This window comes from Lautropia mirabilis, assembly GCF_900637555.1.
Taxonomy (GTDB): Bacteria; Pseudomonadota; Gammaproteobacteria; order Burkholderiales; family Burkholderiaceae_E; genus Lautropia; species Lautropia mirabilis.
In genome coordinates, this window is sequence record NZ_LR134378.1 from 903791 (window position 1) to 920609 (window position 16819).

Below are 16819 nucleotides of genomic sequence, written 5' to 3' on the forward strand. Positions count from 1 at the left end.
ATGAAAGCATTGCTGGATCTCTTCAAACAGGTCGAGGAGAGCGACCACTTCGATGCCATCCGCATCGGCCTGGCCTCTCCCGACAAGATTCGCTCCTGGTCCTACGGCGAAGTCAAGAAACCCGAGACCATCAACTACCGGACCTTCAAGCCCGAGCGTGACGGCCTGTTCTGCGCCAAGATCTTCGGGCCCATCAAGGACTACGAGTGCCTGTGCGGCAAGTACAAGCGCCTCAAGCATCGCGGCGTGATCTGCGAGAAGTGCGGCGTGGAAGTGACGCTGGCCAAGGTGCGCCGCGAGCGCATGGGCCACATCGAGCTGGCCAGCCCGGTCGCGCACATCTGGTTCCTGAAGTCGCTGCCGTCGCGTCTGGGCATGGTGCTGGACATGACGCTGCGCGACATCGAGCGCGTGCTGTACTTCGAGGCCTATGTCGTGGTCGAGCCCGGCATGACCCCGCTCAAGCGCAACCAGCTGCTCACCGAGGACGACTTCCTGGCCAAGACCGAGGAGTACGGTGACGAGTTCGTGGCCGCGATGGGTGCCGAGGGCGTGCGCGAGCTGCTCAAGTCCATCGACGTGGACCGCGAGGTCGATCGCCTGCGCGAGGAAATCCAGGTCACCAGCTCCGAAGCCAAGGTCAAGAAGATCGCCAAGCGCCTGAAGGTGCTGGAAGGCTTCCAGCGCTCGGGCATCCGCCCCGAGTGGATGGTCATGGAAGTGCTGCCGGTGCTGCCGCCCGAGCTGCGTCCGCTGGTGCCGCTGGATGGTGGCCGCTTCGCCACGTCCGACCTGAACGACCTGTATCGCCGTGTCATCAACCGGAACAACCGCCTCAAGCGTCTGCTGGAGCTGAAGGCCCCCGAGATCATCGTCCGCAACGAGAAGCGGATGCTGCAGGAATCGGTCGACTCGCTGCTGGACAACGGCCGCCGTGGCAAGGCCATGACGGGCGCCAACAAGCGTGCGCTGAAGTCGCTGGCCGACATGATCAAGGGCAAGGGCGGTCGCTTCCGTCAGAACCTGCTGGGCAAGCGCGTCGACTACTCGGGCCGTTCGGTCATCGTGGTGGGCCCGCAGCTCAAGCTGCATCAGTGCGGTCTGCCCAAGCTGATGGCCCTGGAGCTGTTCAAGCCCTTCATCTTCAACAAGCTGGAGGCGATGTCGGCTGCCACCACCATCAAGCAGGCTAAGAAGATGGTGGACACGCAGGAGCCCATCGTCTGGGACATCCTGGAAGAAGTCATCCGCGAGCATCCGGTCATGCTGAACCGGGCGCCGACGCTGCACCGTCTGGGCATCCAGGCCTTCGAGCCGGTGCTGATCGAGGGCAAGGCCATCCAGCTGCACCCGCTGGTCTGCGCCGCCTTCAACGCCGACTTCGACGGCGACCAGATGGCCGTGCACGTCCCGCTGTCGCTGGAAGCGCAGATGGAAGCCCGCGCCCTGATGCTGGCCTCCAACAACGTGCTGTTCCCGTCCAACGGCGAGCCGTCGATCGTGCCGTCGCAGGACATCGTGCTGGGCCTGTACTACGCCACTCGTGCCAAGGTCAACGGCAAGGGCGAGGGCATGTACCTGGCCGACATCAAGGAAGTGCAGCGCGCCTACGACAACGGCGAGGTCGAGCTGGGCACGAAGATCACCGTGCGTCTCCATGAGTACGAGCGCATCGGCGACAACGAGTTCCGCCCGCATTTCAAGCGCTTCGAGACCACCGTCGGTCGTGCGCTGCTGTCCGAGATCCTGCCCAAGGGCCTGCCGTTCGACCTGATGAACCGGGCGCTGAAGAAGAAGGAAATCTCGCGCCTGATCAACGCCTCGTTCCGTCGCTGCGGTCTGCGGGCCACGGTCATCCTGGCCGACCAGCTGATGCAGAACGGCTTCCGGCTGGCCACGCGCGGTGGCATCTCCATCGCCATCGACGACATGCTGGTGCCGCCGTCCAAGCCGCAGATCCTGGCGGCCGCCGAGAAGGAGGTCAAGGAGATCGAGCAGCAGTACACCTCGGGTCTGGTGACCCAGGGCGAGCGCTACAACAAGGTGGTGGACATCTGGTCCAAGGCCGGCGACCAGGTGGCCAAGGCCATGATGGACCAGCTGGCAACCGAGGACGTCGTCAACCGCGAAGGTCTGGTGCAGAAGCAGGAGTCGTTCAACGCCATCTACATGATGGCCGACTCGGGCGCTCGTGGTTCGGCCACGCAGATCCGTCAGCTGGCGGGCATGCGGGGCCTGATGGCCAAGCCGGACGGCTCGATCATCGAGACGCCGATCACGGCGAACTTCCGCGAAGGCCTGAACGTTCTGCAGTACTTCATCTCCACCCACGGTGCCCGTAAGGGTCTGGCCGACACCGCGCTGAAGACCGCCAACTCGGGTTATCTGACCCGTCGTCTGGTGGACGTGGCGCAGGATCTGGTGGTGACCGAGCACGACTGCGGCACCAGTAACGGTGTGGCCATGCGTGCGCTGGTCGAGGGCGGTGAGGTCATCGAGCCGCTGCGCGATCGCGTGCTGGGTCGTGTCACGGCCGTGGACGTGATCAACCCCGAGACGCAGGAAACCGCCATCCCGGCCGGTGAACTGCTGAACGAGGACCTGGTCGAGAAGATCGAGCAGCTGGGCATCGACGAGGTGCGCGTGCGCACCCCGCTGACCTGCGACGTGCGCTATGGCCTGTGCGCCAAGTGCTACGGTCGCGACCTGGGCCGCGGTGTGCTGGTCAACACTGGCGAATCGGTCGGCATCATCGCCGCCCAGTCCATTGGTGAGCCGGGTACCCAGCTGACCATGCGGACCTTCCACATCGGTGGTGCGGCTTCGCGTGCCGCGGTCGCCAGCTCGGTGGAAACCAAGTCCAACGGTACGGCGCGTTTCACCGCCGCCATGCGCTACATCACCAACGCCAAGGGCGAGCTGATCGTCATCTCGCGTTCGGGCGAGGTGATGATCACCGATGACAACGGCCGCGAGCGCGAGCGCCACAAGATCCCTTACGGTGCCACGCTGCACGTCCATGACGGTCAGGCGCTCACCGCCGGTTCGCAGCTGGCCAGCTGGGATCCGCTGACCCGCCCGATCATCAGTGAGTACGGCGGTACGGTGCGCTTCGAGAACGTCGAGGAAGGCGTGACCGTGGCCAAGCAGGTCGACGAGGTCACCGGTCTGTCCACGCAGGTGGTCATCGATGCCAAGCGGCGGGGTGCGGGTGCCAAGAACGTCCGTCCCACGATGAAGCTGATCAACGAGGCGGGCGAGGAAGTGAAGATCGCCGGCACCGATCACTCGGTGCAGATCGGCTTCCCGGTGGGCGCGCTGATCACCGTGCGCGATGGCCAGCAGGTGGCCGTCGGCGAGGTGCTGGCACGTATCCCGCAGGAATCCCAGAAGAACCGGGACATTACCGGGGGTCTGCCGCGGGTGGCCGAGCTGTTCGAGGCCCGTTCGCCCAAGGACGCCGGCATGCTGGCAGAGGTCACCGGTACGGTCTCGTTCGGCAAGGACACCAAGGGCAAGCAGCGTCTGGTCATCACCGACCTGGACGGCAATGCGCACGAGTTCCTGATCCCGAAAGAGAAGCACGTGCTGGTGCACGACGGTCAGGTGGTCAACAAGGGCGAGATGATCGTGGACGGCCCGGCCGATCCGCACGACATCCTGCGCCTGCTGGGCATCGAGGCGCTGTCGCGCTACATCGTGGACGAGGTGCAGGACGTCTACCGACTGCAGGGCGTGAAGATCAACGACAAGCACATCGAGGTGATCGTTCGCCAGATGCTGCGTCGTGTGGTCGTCACCGCACCGGGCGGCACCAACTTCATCGTGGGCGAGCAGGTCGAGCGCAGCGAGCTCCTGGATGCCACCGACAAGATGAACGACGAAGGCAAGCTGCCGCCGTCGTATGAAAACATCCTGCTGGGCATCACCAAGGCCTCGCTGTCCACCGACTCGTTCATCTCGGCGGCTTCCTTCCAGGAAACCACCCGGGTGCTGACCGAGGCGGCCATCATGGGCAAGCGCGACGACCTGCGTGGGCTGAAGGAGAACGTCATCGTCGGTCGCCTGATCCCCGCAGGTACGGGTCTGGCCTACCACAAGGCACGTCACGAGAAGGAATCGGTCGAGGCCCAGGAAGCCGCCGCACTGGCAGCCGCCGAAGCAGCCTTCGCCATGCCTGCGTCGTCCGAGCCCGAGCTGGTGACGGCCGAGGAAAGTGCGTCGTCGGCCGCCGCCACCGCGGCTGCGCTGGATCTGAGCGCACTGTTCGGCGGACCGTCCACCTCGTCGGACGAGACCCCGGCACAGCCTTCCGGCGACGAGGGCTGATCCTGCCATGACCGGCCCGGGCCTGATGGTCCGGGCGGCAAGCACAGGAACAAGGCCAGGAGCGGATTACCGTTCCTGGCCTTGTTGCTTTTGAGCGCCGTCGAAGCAGGGCGGAGTGAAACAAGTTGTGTCAGCCCTCCGGTACCAGGAATCTGTATCGCGCTGCCCCGGCTAGGCCTGCATATAGGGTTCGCAGCCGGAAAGGGTACCGCCAGGCCGCATGGAATGAGGTAAGCCGAGGCAGTGATGGGGGCGGTGCTGACACGGCCAGTGATCGGGATGGCAGGCGGATTCGATCCCGACATGTTGGGTATTTCGACGCTATTACAAATAATTACCGTTCATCGACAGCTGGCAATCACAGGATCAGCGGTCTGGGGTCAAATAGTCCGAATACGCCGAATGGACTTTCCCCTTATCTTCTCCCCATAAAGGAACAGGCAGCACCCTGCGTCCGTCCCTGCCCGGCCATGTTGCATCCCGGGCTGTCGGAGGGTCGTTCAGGGAGGAAGCGGCCGGAATTCACGGCGGGACGGTCGATTTGGCGGGACAATCGTCAGCTGAGGCGCCCCAGGCGCCCCCGTCAGGAGAAAACACCATGGCAGCTTATGCAATCGTGATCGAACAGCGAGGCAGCTGCTTCCGGGCCTACGTCCCGGACGTTCCCGGTTGCACGGCTACCGGCAACAGTCTTGCAGAGGCCGAGGCGGCCGTGCGTGATGCCATGCGCCTGCTGCCGCCGACAGGGGCCGTGGCGCCCGCGCCGCAGCCCGGCTACTTCTGGGTTCAGCCCCAGCCTGTTGCCGCATCCTGAAGCGTGCGGCGAATGGCCCACGCCGTGGGCACCCCGGCTTGTCTTCATTGACTGGTCGACACCTTCCTTTTATACTCCCGTGTTCCTGGGGCGGCCGTATGCCGCGCCAGATGCGCTCTTTGGGTAGCACCGGGGCCGTCTGCCAAGGCAGTTCGGTCAAGGCGTCGGTCGAAGGGGCATCGGGCAGCAGACAGCCCCTCACACAAGGCCGGGTTCTTCCGGCCCGGCAAATCGAATTCAGGCAGACGCCGCCGCGCGTTGCCATGGATTGATCTCCGATCGACGCAGCCCGCCGTGGCTGCTCCCAAATCCAAGCGTCAACAGCCATGCCAACCATCAATCAGCTCGTACGCAAGCCGCGTAAATCTGCGGTCGTCAAGAGCAAGAGCCCCGCGCTGGAAGATTGCCCGCAGCGCCGCGGTGTTTGCACCCGCGTCTACACCACCACCCCCAAGAAGCCGAACTCCGCGCTGCGTAAAGTGGCCAAGGTGCGTCTCACCAACGGCTTCGAGGTCATCAGCTACATCGGCGGTGAAGGCCACAACCTGCAGGAACACTCGGTCGTGCTGATCCGCGGCGGTCGTGTGAAAGACCTTCCGGGTGTGCGCTACCACATCGTTCGCGGCTCCCTTGACCTGCAAGGCGTCAAGGACCGGAAACAGGCCCGTTCCAAGTACGGTGCCAAGCGGCCCAAGGCTGCCAAGTAATCATCGGTCCCATCACGGTCGCCCGTCTTCCGGGTGGTCGGCTGGAAGGGTGGTTGGTACGATCGCCTGCGATGGGCGCAGGCGGCGCCGCCATCCAGTAAGCGATCCCGCCTTTTCGCGATCCTGCGAGAAAGGTTCGGGGTCATGGCAATGCCCAAAGGTTCCCTGTTTTCCGCCCATATCCGATGGGGCGGCGTGTTTTCCGGTTCCCGGGAATCACCTGGAGTCCGCGTGCAAGGCCAGCTGAATGTCAATCTGAGGTAAGAAATGCCACGCCGTCGCGAAGTACCGAAGCGCGTGATCCTGCCGGATCCGCTCTATCACAACGAAGAAGTCGCCAAGTTCATCAACGTGCTGATGCTCTCCGGCAAGAAAGCCGTCGCCGAGCGCATCCTGTACGGTGCCTTCGAGATCATCCGCTCCAAGAGCGGCAAGGATCCCATCGAAGTCTTCAACACCGCACTGAGCAATTCCCGCCCGATGGTCGAGGTCAAGAGCCGTCGTGTGGGTGGTGCCAACTATCAGGTGCCGGTTGAAGTTCGCCCGGTGCGCCGTACCGCGCTGGCCATGCGCTGGCTGCGTGAAGCCGCCAAGAAGCGTGCCGAGAAATCCATGGGCCAGCGCCTGGCCAACGAACTGATGGAAGCGGCCGAGAACCGGGGTGGCGCCGTCAAGCGTCGCGACGAGGTTCACCGCATGGCTGAGGCCAACCGCGCCTTCTCGCACTTCCGCTTCTGACCCGTCTCTGACGGAACGAGGACGATACGTCCCCTCTGCACCGGACCGGCCGCCGCAATGTCAGTGGCTGTCGGTCCTGTGCCTTAATGTGCTATTCAAGGACTCACCATCATGGCTCGCAAGACCCCCATCGAGCGCTACCGGAATATTGGTATTTCGGCCCACATCGATGCAGGAAAAACCACGACGACCGAGCGCATCCTGTATTACACCGGCGTGAACCACAAGCTGGGTGAAGTGCATGATGGCGCGGCCACCACCGACTGGATGGAACAGGAGCAGGAGCGTGGCATCACCATCACCTCCGCTGCCGTGACCACCTTCTGGAAAGGCATGGACCTTTCCTATCCGGAACACCGGATCAACATCATCGACACCCCGGGACACGTCGACTTCACCATCGAGGTGGAGCGTTCGATGCGCGTGCTGGACGGTGCCTGCATGGTGTACTGCGCAGTGGGCGGCGTGCAGCCGCAGTCCGAGACCGTCTGGCGTCAGGCCAACAAGTATCACGTGCCCCGTCTGGCCTTCGTGAACAAGATGGACCGTACCGGCGCGAACTTCTACAAGGTCTATGACCAGATGAAGCTGCGCCTGCGCGCCAATCCCGTGCCCGTGGTCATCCCCATCGGCGCCGAGGACAAGTTCGAAGGCGTGGTCGACCTCATCAAGATGAAAGCCATCATCTGGGATGAGGCCTCGCAGGGCATGAAGTTCGACTACCGCGACATCCCGGCCGACCTGAAGGAAAAGGCTGCCGAGTGGCGCGAGAAGATGCTCGAGGCCGCGGCCGAAGCCGACGAGGACCTGATGAACGAGTACCTCGAGAACGGCGATCTGCCCGAAGAGAAGATCAAGGCCGGTCTGCGCAAGCGCACCATCGCCAACGAGATCCAGCCGATGCTGTGCGGCACCGCCTTCAAGAACAAGGGCGTGCAGCGCATGCTGGACGCCGTGATCGACTTCCTGCCGTCGCCGGTCGAGATTCCGCCGATCGAGGGCGAGGACGACGAGCACAACCGCGTCACCCGCAAGGCCGACGACAACGAGAAGTTCGCCGCACTGGCATTCAAGCTGATGACCGACCCCTTCGTCGGTCAGCTGACCTTCGTGCGCGTGTACTCGGGCGTGCTGAACTCCGGTGACACGGTGCTCAACGCCACCCGCGGCAAGAAGGAGCGCATCGGCCGTCTGCTGCAGATGCACGCCAACAACCGCGAAGAGATCAAGGAAGTGCGTGCTGGCGACATCGCCGCCGTGGTGGGCCTGAAGGAAGTCACCACCGGTGAGACGCTGACCGACCAGGCTGCTCCGATCATCCTGGAGCGCATGGTGTTCCCCGAGCCGGTGATCCGTCAGGCCGTCGAGCCCAAGTCGAAGGCCGACCAGGAGAAGATGGGTCTGGCGCTGTCGCGTCTGGCTGCCGAGGATCCGTCCTTCCGCGTCCACACCGACGAGGAATCGGGTCAGACCATCATCGGCGGCATGGGCGAGCTGCACCTCGAGATCATCGTCGACCGGATGAAGCGTGAGTTCAACGTGGAAGCCAACGTCGGCAAGCCGCAGGTGGCCTACCGCGAGACCATCCGCAAGACGGTCGAGAACGCCGAAGCCAAGTTCGTCAAGCAGTCCGGTGGTCGTGGTCAGTACGGTCACGTCGTGCTCAAGCTGGAACCGCTGGAGCCGGGCGGCCCGAACTTCGAGTTCGTCGATGCCATCAAGGGCGGTGTGGTGCCTCGCGAGTTCATCCCTGCGGTCCAGAAGGGTATCGAAGACACCCTGCCGACCGGCGTGCTGGCCGGCTACCCGGTGGTGGACGTGAAGGTCACGCTGCACTTCGGTTCGTACCACGACGTGGACTCCAACGAAAACGCCTTCAAGCAGGCGGGTTCGATGGCGTTCAAGGAAGGCATGCGCAAGGCCAGCCCGGTCCTGCTGGAGCCGATGATGGCCGTGGAAGTGGAAACGCCGGAAGAGTATGCCGGTACCGTGATGGGCGACCTGTCCTCGCGGCGCGGCATGATCCAGGGCATGGAAGACATGGTCGGTGGCGGCAAGCAGATCAAGGCTGAAGTGCCGCTGGCCGAGATGTTTGGCTACGCCACCACACTGCGGTCGCTGACCCAGGGTCGTGCCACTTACACTATGGAATTCAAGCAATACGCCGAAGCGCCGAAGAACGTCGCCGAGGCCGTCATCGCGGCCCGTACCAAGTAATCACGGGTACAGGCCGGAAGGGGGTGGGGCACACCAGCCGGAGTGCCTCGCCTTCCGACAAACGACAATCTCGATTGAAAGAATCAGGAGTGAACTGAAAAATGGCAAAGGGCAAGTTTGAACGGACCAAGCCGCACGTGAACGTGGGCACCATCGGTCACGTGGACCATGGCAAGACGACGCTGACGGCGGCGATTGCCACGGTGCTGTCGAAGAAGTTCGGCGGCGAGGCCAAGGGCTATGACCAGATCGACAATGCACCGGAAGAGAAAGCCCGGGGCATCACGATCAACACCTCGCACGTTGAGTACGAGACCGCCAAGCGCCACTATGCACACGTGGACTGCCCGGGACACGCCGACTACGTGAAGAACATGATTACCGGTGCTGCCCAGATGGACGGCGCGATCCTGGTGGTGTCGTCGGCTGACGGCCCGATGCCGCAGACGCGCGAGCACATCCTGCTGGCTCGCCAGGTGGGTGTTCCCTACATCATCGTGTTCATGAACAAGGCCGACATGGTCGACGACGCCGAGCTGCTGGAGCTGGTGGAGATGGAAGTTCGTGAACTGCTGTCGAAGTACGAGTTCCCGGGCGACGATCTGCCGATCATCAAGGGTTCGGCACTGAAGGCGCTGGAAGGCGACACGAGCGAGATCGGCGAGCCGGCCATCATGGCGCTGGCCGAGGCGCTGGACAGCTACATCCCCGAGCCCGAGCGTGCCGTGGACGGTACGTTCCTGATGCCGATCGAGGACGTGTTCTCGATCTCGGGTCGTGGTACGGTGGTTACGGGTCGTGTGGAGCGTGGCATCATCAAGGTTGGCGACGAGATCGAGATCGTCGGTATCCGTGACACGCAGAAGACGACCTGCACGGGCGTGGAGATGTTCCGCAAGCTGCTGGACCAGGGTCAGGCAGGCGACAACGTGGGTATCCTGCTGCGCGGCACGAAGCGCGAGGACGTCGAGCGTGGTCAGGTGCTGGCCAAGCCGGGCACGATCAAGCCGCACACCGAGTTCGAAGCCGAGGTGTACATCCTGAGCAAGGACGAAGGTGGTCGTCACACGCCGTTCTTCTCGAACTACCGTCCGCAGTTCTACTTCCGTACGACGGACGTGACGGGTTCGGTGACGCTGCCGGAAGGCACCGAGATGGTGATGCCGGGTGACAACGTTCAGATGAAGGTCAAGCTGATCGCCCCGATCGCCATGGAACAGGGTCTGCGGTTCGCCATCCGTGAAGGTGGTCGTACCGTCGGTGCCGGTGTGGTCGCCAAGATCATCGCCTGATTTTCACGTCCCATCCCATCGCAGACATAGGAGCGCGTCTGCCGCGCGCTCCTCGCTCTTTAAGGAATCATCATGGCAAACCAGAAAATCCGTATCCGTCTGAAAGCGTTCGACTACAAGTTGATCGACCAGTCCGCCGCTGAGATCGTTGATACGGCCAAGCGCACCGGCGCAGTCGTTCACGGCCCGGTGCCGTTGCCAACCCGCATCGAGCATTTCGATGTGCTGCGTTCGCCGCACGTCAACAAGACGTCGCGTGACCAGCTGGAAATCCGTACGCACCTGCGTCTGATGGACATCGTGGATCCCACCGACAAGACCGTCGATGCGCTGATGAAACTCGACCTGCCCGCCGGCGTCGACGTGGAAATCAAGCTGCAGTGATGATGCGTGCAGCGCCTGGTCTCTTGGTGCTGCCCGTCTCGCCCAAAGCCCGCCGTCTTCCTTCGAGGAAGCCCGGCGGGCTTTTTTGTTTACAGAATTCAGAATTCATCATGAGCCACCCCTCCAAGCCCATTGATCAAGCCGATCTCGTCTATGGACTGGAAGATCGCCCCCCGTTCGGCAATGCGCTGCTGAGCGCCATCACCCACCTGCTGGCCATCTTCGTGCCGATGATCACCCCGGCGCTGATCGTGGGCCGCGCCCTGGAACTGCCCGTGGACATGACGGCCTACCTGGTGTCCATGGCCATGGTGGCCTCGGGCGTCGGCACCTGGCTGCAGGTCAACCGCTTTGGGCCGCTGGGGTCGGGCATGCTCTCCATCCAGTCGGTCAACTTCTCGTTCGTCACGGTGATGATCGCGCTGGGCACGTCCATGAAGGCCGAGGGGCTGGACGCGCACGCCATGATCTCGGCGCTGCTGGGGGTCTCCTTCGTGGGTGCATTCCTGGTGTGCTTCTCCGCCTGGCTGCTGCCATACCTGAAGAAAGTCATCACGCCCACCGTCAGTGGGGTGGTCGTCATGCTCATCGGCCTCAGCCTCGTGCACGTCGGCATTACCGATTTTGGCGGTGGCTTTGGCGCCAAGGCGGACGGCAGCTTTGGCTCCTTCGAGAACCTGGGCCTGGCGGGCACGGTGCTGCTCATCGTGCTCTTCTTCAACTGCATGAAGAATCCGCTGCTGCGCATGAGCGGCATTGCGGTGGGCCTGGTCATCGGCTATCTGATCGCGCTCTTCTGGGGCAAGGTGGACTTCTCATCACTGAATGGCCTGCCTCTGGTCACGATCCCGGTGCCCTTCAAGTATGGTTTTGCGTTCGACAGCCATGCCTTCGTGGTGGCGGGCGCCATCTACCTGCTCAGCGTCTTCGAGGCGGTGGGGGATCTCACCGCCACGGCCATGGTGTCGGGGCAGCCCATCGAGGGCGATGAGTACACGCGACGCCTGCGTGGCGGTGTCCTGGCCGACGGCCTCGTCTCCGTCATTGCCACCGCTCTGGGGTCGCTGCCGCTCACCACGTTCGCTCAGAACAACGGCGTCATCCAGATGACGGGGGTGGCCTCACGCCATGTGGGCAAGTACATCGCCGTCATCCTGGTGCTGCTGGGGCTGTTCCCGGTGGTGGGACGGATCTTCACCACCATCCCGGCCCCCGTGCTGGGCGGGGCCATGGTGCTGATGTTCGGCCTCATCACCATCGCCGGTGTGCGCATCCTCATGACCAACGGCATCCGTCGGCGTGAGACCATCATTGCAGCCACCTCGGTGGGCCTGGGTCTGGGAGTCGCTTTCGAGCCGGAAGTCTTCCAGCAGCTTCCCGTGCTTTTCCAGAACTCCATCTCCGCCGGTGGCATCACGGCCGTGGTGCTCAACCTGCTGCTTCCGCTGGACCAGACCGAGAAGCCGGTCTTCCTCAGCGATGATCTGGAGTGATCCTTGCCCTCATCCCGCCAGTACGAGTACTTTGACGACGACCCGTCCTTTCCCAGCACGCTGGTCATCAGTACGCTGTTCGTCGGGGCCTTCATCGGCTTTCTGAACGAGACCCTGCTCAACGTGGCCTTGCCCACGCTGATGAGGGAGTTCTCGGTGGAAAAGACCACCGTGCAATGGATGGCCACGGGCTTTCTGCTGGTGATGGGGGCGCTGGCGCCGCTGACCGCCAGCCTGGTGCAGTGGCTTGATACCCGGCGGCTCACGCTGGTCACGCTGGGCACCTTCCTGGCGGGATCGCTGATCTGCGCGACGGCACCCACGTTCGGACTGCTGCTGACGGGGCGGCTGGTGCAGGCCGTGTCGGCGGCGCTCACCATGCCGTTGCTGATGAATGCCACGCTGGCCATCTATCCGCCCGAGCGACGCGGCAAGGTCATGGGGCTGGTGGCCATGGTGTTCAGCGCGGCCCCGGCACTGGGTCCCACGATCTCGGGCTTCATCATTGACCACTTCGGCTGGCGCTGGCTGTTCCTGCTGACCGTGCCGCTGATGCTGGTGGCTGTCCTGCTGGTGCTCCGTTACCTGAAAGTCACCCTGGTCGAGATCACGCGGCCACGTATCGATCTGCTGTCGGTCGTGCTGTCGGTGCTGGGCTTTGGCGGGCTGGTCTACGGCGGCAGCACGTTTTCCGAGGCATCCGCCCTGCAGCTGGCCGTATTGCTGCCGGTATCCCTGCTGATGGTCGGAGCGTTCGTGGTCCGTCAGTTCCGTCTGAAGACGCCGCTGCTGAACCTGCGGGCTTTCGGCCACGCACAGTTCGGCTATGCCGTCATCGTGATGGCCAGCAACATCTTCCTGTTCCTGGGCATGGAGCTGCTCATGCCCATGTACGCCCAGCAGGTGCTCATGCTGTCGGCGACCGTCACCGGACTCATCCTGCTGCCGGGCAGCATCGTCCAGGCACTGCTGATGCCGGTGTTCGGGACGCTGCTGGATCGGCGAGGCGGGCGATTCGTGGTCCTGCCGGGCACGGTGTTCATCCTCATCAGCCTGCTGGGCATGTGGCTCAGCTTTGATGCCACTTCCCGGGCCTGGTGGCTGGCCACGCTGTTTGGGCTCTTCTCGGCGGCGGGAGCGGCAGCCATGGTGTCCGAGACCTACGGCCTCAACGCCTTGCCGCGCAATCTCAACCCCCACGGCGCGGCCATCATGGCAACGCTCAACCCCATCGCCGGTGCGCTGGGCGCCGCCTTCTTCGTCGGTGTCACGCATCTGGGTGAACGGCTTTCCGCCAGCGCCGCGGGTGGCACAACAAAAACGACCGCTTCGACGGATTTTCTGCACCCGGCCCTGGAATTGGGTCAGGCGGGAGGGCAGGGCGCGGCCATCGACACGACTGCGCACGCTGCAGCGACTGCGGGAGGCGCGCTGACCGAGGCTGCCCGGGCCACCATGCTTGACGGCCTGCACCTGGCTTTCGGATTGGCGCCATTCGTGGCGCTGCTGATGCTCTGGGCGGCCAGCCGTTTTCATCGCAAGGGCCAATAGGTTCGTCAGGATGTGCTAGGTCTTGGCACATCCATCTTCGCTTGCTCCTCGACACAGGAGAATTCATGAATACCCATGTCACGCCATCCCCCCGGACGCGTTCGGCACCGCCACTGCAAGACCGTCCCTTCCGGCGGCACACCCGGCTGGCCCTGCTTGTCGGCAGTCTGCTGGTTGGAACAGTCGCATGGGCCGCCGGCCAGCACGGGCCATCGGCCTCAATGAATGGCGTCCGTGCAAACGCCTCCCAACAGACCGGCCAGACCGACATGGATGCCCTCGATTTCTCTCGTCTCGCCCCCGTGTCCGGAAGCACCCGTGTCAATGGCAAGGCCGTGGCCTACCGGGCTTACGAGAACGTCGTCTACGTTCGCAACCCGGTCGATGCCGAGTACCAGAGCCTGAACATCTACGTGCCGGAGGCCTACTTCCAGGGTGGCACCATCCATGGCTACACGGCCAGAACGGCCCCCATCTTCCTGCCCAATCAGGTGGGGGGCTACATGCCGGCCAAGCCCGGGGTGATGGGGCAGGCAGGCTTTGGTCCGCGCGACCCTGACCAGGCCGACGCCATGCAGACGGCGCTGGCACGGGGTCTGGTGGTCGTCTCGCCCGGTGCGCGAGGGCGTACTCAGGCCACCGGCAAGGCGCCGGCCGCCATCGTCGACCTGAAGGCGGCGGTTCGCTACCTGAAGCACAACGATGCCGCCATGCCGGGTGATGCCAACCGGATCATCTCCAACGGGACCAGCGCCGGTGGTGCGCTGTCGGTCCTGCTGGGAGCCAGCGCCAACCAGCCCGACTACGAGCCCTACCTGAAGGCACTGGGGGCCGCCGACGCGCCCGACGACATCTTTGCCGTCTCGGCCTACTGCCCGATTTCCATTCTGGAGCAGGCCGATGCCGCCTATGAATGGGAGTTCAATGGCGTCGATGAGTACGCCAAGATCGACATGCGTCAGATCGACTTCCATGTTAAGCGCAAGCTTGTGAAGGGAGTGCTCACTTCCGAGTAGAAGAAGGTTTCAAGCCAGCTCAAGCCACTGTTCACCGAATATGTGAATGCCCTGCACCTGCTCGGCCCGGATGGCCGCAAGCTCTCTCTGGATGCCCAGGGCAACGGCAGCTTCAAGGCGCATGTGGCTTCGTATCTGGCCGCCTCGGCCCAGAAGCAGCTGGATGCCGGCAAGGACCTGTCCGACCGTGGCTGGCTGACCCTTCAGGACGGCAAGGTGAAGGCCGTGGACTTTGCTGCCTTCGCACGCGCCGCAGGTCGCCAGAAGACGCCGCCCGCTTTTGACGGTCTGGCGCTGGACAGTGGCGAGAACCAGGAGTTCGGAACCGAAACGGTGGATGCCCGGCATTTCACCGCGTACTCGGCGGCACACAGCACGGTGAAGGGTGCCGGCATGGCCGACGCCCAGACCATCCGGCTGATGAACCCGATGAACTACATCGCCCATCGGCAGGCGGGGCCTCAGCACTGGCGCATCCGGCTGGGTACCGCCGACCGCGACACCTCCCACGCCATCGCCGTGATCCTGGCCACACGACTGCAGAACACCGGCAAGCAGGTGGATCTGTTCATGCCGTGGGACGTGCCGCACAGTGGTGACTACGACCTGGACGAGCTGTTCGGCTGGATCGACCGGACGGTCGCCGCAGGGCGGGGCGGACGCTGAACCTTTCAACAGGGGCCACGGATTCGTGGCCAGCACTACTGTCGGGGGTCTCCATTCCGCCCCCACGCGTGTGCCCAGCAGACACCTGACCCATGAAAAAAGCCGGTCCCCGCAAAAGGGACCGGCTTTCCGTAAAGCCCGGCAGCGCCGGGCGAACATGACGTCAGTTCACTGGACATGGCCCGCTCCCCGCAGGGAGGCGAGCCATGCCGGACGTGGATCAGCCTTGCTTCTTGGCGCGATTCTGCATCGGGAAGTTGTGCTGACGCGGCAAGTGGGGCGTCGACACGAATAGCGTGGTGATGCAGGCAAGCAGCAGCAGCACACCGGCGAAGGTCATGGCGTAACCCGGGTTGTGATCCAGCAACGTACGGTAGATCCAGCCGAAGCTCACCGTCTGGAGCAGCATGGGGATCACGATCATCATGTTGATGATGCCCATGTACACGCCATAGCGGCCTGAAGGAATCTCGGCCACGGCGATCATGTAGGGCACACCCAGAATGCTGGCCCAGCCAATGCCGAAGCCGATCATCGGCAGGAACAGCATGAACTTGTTGGTGATGTGCGGGAACAGGCACAGCCCCAGGGACATCAGGGCCAGGGCAAAGGCATGCACCAGCTTGGCCTGATACTTGCGGGCCAGGTACATCAGCACGAAGGCCGACAGGAAGGTGACGACGTTGTAGAAGCCGTTGACCAGGCCGGTCCAGGCCACCGCCTGTTCATACAGGTGAGCAGCCTCTTTCGGCGTGGCGGCTTCCAGCCGGCCGAAGGCCGAATCGGCGATGCTGTGCGACACGAACTGCCAGTACACGAACATGGCGTACCACTGGAACATGTAGACCGCACCCAGCTGCCACAGGGTCTTCGGCATCACCAGGATGGCTTCGTAGATCTCCTTGACGGCAGCAATCAGACCGTGGGGTTTGGCGCGAATTTCGGCCAGCTCCTCGGGGGTGGGTTCGATTTCCGGGGTGGTCAGCACCGAGACCAGCACCGTGGCGATCGAGCAGAACGCACCGACGTAGAAGGAGCCATACACCCAGACCGGCATGCCTTCATCGGTCACGGCCGTGAAGTAGCGCTGGAAGAAGTACAGCGACACGTTGGCCAGCGTGATGCCCAGCCCTGCAAAGAAGCTCTGCATCAGGAAGCCGGTGGCATGCTGCTCATCGGGCAGCTTGTCGGCGATGAACGCACGATACGGCTCCATGGCGGTGTTGTTGCTGGCGTCCAGCAGCCACAGCAGCAGCACGGCCATCCACAGCTCGGTGACGTGCGGATACAGGAACAGGCAGATGCTGCAGCCGATCGCGCCGATCAGGAAGAACGGGCGCCGGCGGCCCATGCCGGGAATCCAGGTCCGGTCACTGATGGCACCAATGAGCGGCTGGATGATCAGGCCGGTCACCGGCCCGGCCAGGTTCAGCAGTGGCAGTTGGTCGGGGTTGGCATTCAGCATGCTGAACACCGGGTTGATGGCAGTCTGCTGCAGCCCGAAGCTGTACTGAATGCCGAAGAACCCGAAGTTCATCAGCAATATCTGCCGAAATGTCATCACCACGCGATGATCTATCTTCATGGGAGTGATTTCCTCTGAAAGACGGCG

At 63.4% G+C, this 16819-nt stretch carries 12 protein-coding genes; 11 read left to right on the forward strand and 1 reads right to left on the reverse strand.

Going from position 1 to position 16819, the window contains the following annotated elements; translation table 11 throughout:
• The 11 genes from rpoC (at position 1) to EL249_RS13325 (ending at position 15207) form a co-directional block, all read left to right on the forward strand.
• A complete protein-coding gene (gene rpoC / locus EL249_RS03640; RefSeq protein WP_005674285.1) occupies positions 1-4329 on the forward strand; it encodes a DNA-directed RNA polymerase subunit beta' in 4329 nt (1442 codons plus the stop codon).
• A gap of 598 nt (positions 4330-4927) precedes the next feature.
• Positions 4928-5143 carry a type II toxin-antitoxin system HicB family antitoxin gene (locus EL249_RS03645; RefSeq protein WP_005674284.1) on the forward strand — a complete coding sequence of 72 codons (216 nt, stop codon included), beginning with the start codon at positions 4928-4930 and terminating at the stop codon, positions 5141-5143.
• Positions 5144-5469: 326 nt separating this feature from the next.
• Positions 5470-5850, forward strand: a complete 381-nt coding sequence (gene rpsL / locus EL249_RS03650; RefSeq protein WP_005674283.1) for a 30S ribosomal protein S12 — start codon at positions 5470-5472, stop codon at positions 5848-5850.
• Between the two features lie 267 nt (positions 5851-6117).
• Positions 6118-6588 (forward strand): 30S ribosomal protein S7, encoded by a 471-nt coding sequence (gene rpsG / locus EL249_RS03655; RefSeq protein ID WP_040530071.1) that lies wholly within the window; start codon positions 6118-6120, stop codon positions 6586-6588.
• Between the two features lie 111 nt (positions 6589-6699).
• A complete protein-coding gene (gene fusA / locus EL249_RS03660) occupies positions 6700-8805 on the forward strand; it encodes an elongation factor G (protein ID WP_005674280.1) in 2106 nt (701 codons plus the stop codon).
• A 101-nt stretch (positions 8806-8906) separates the two neighbouring features.
• Positions 8907-10097 carry an elongation factor Tu gene (tuf, locus tag EL249_RS03665; RefSeq protein WP_126348071.1) on the forward strand — a complete coding sequence of 397 codons (1191 nt, stop codon included), beginning with the start codon at positions 8907-8909 and terminating at the stop codon, positions 10095-10097.
• Between the two features lie 72 nt (positions 10098-10169).
• On the forward strand, positions 10170-10481 hold the full coding sequence (gene rpsJ, locus EL249_RS03670; RefSeq protein WP_005674278.1) for a 30S ribosomal protein S10: 312 nt from the start codon (positions 10170-10172) through the stop codon (positions 10479-10481).
• A gap of 110 nt (positions 10482-10591) precedes the next feature.
• A complete protein-coding gene (locus EL249_RS03675; protein WP_005674277.1) occupies positions 10592-11974 on the forward strand; it encodes a nucleobase:cation symporter-2 family protein in 1383 nt (460 codons plus the stop codon).
• Positions 11975-11977: 3 nt separating this feature from the next.
• Positions 11978-13525, forward strand: a complete 1548-nt coding sequence (locus tag EL249_RS03680) for a DHA2 family efflux MFS transporter permease subunit (protein ID WP_005674276.1) — start codon at positions 11978-11980, stop codon at positions 13523-13525.
• A gap of 65 nt (positions 13526-13590) precedes the next feature.
• A complete protein-coding gene (locus tag EL249_RS13320; protein WP_005674275.1) occupies positions 13591-14541 on the forward strand; it encodes a subtype B tannase in 951 nt (316 codons plus the stop codon).
• 42 nt (positions 14542-14583) lie between these two features.
• The gene (locus tag EL249_RS13325) at positions 14584-15207 is read left to right on the forward strand and encodes a hypothetical protein (protein ID WP_005674274.1); all 624 of its coding nucleotides are present in this window, start codon (positions 14584-14586) and stop codon (positions 15205-15207) included.
• 220 nt (positions 15208-15427) lie between these two features.
• On the opposite strand, the gene EL249_RS03690 is transcribed toward EL249_RS13325, so the two are convergent.
• On the reverse strand, positions 15428-16792 hold the full coding sequence (locus EL249_RS03690; RefSeq protein ID WP_005674273.1) for an MFS transporter: 1365 nt from the start codon (positions 16790-16792) through the stop codon (positions 15428-15430).
• Between the last annotated feature and the right edge of the window lie 27 nt (positions 16793-16819).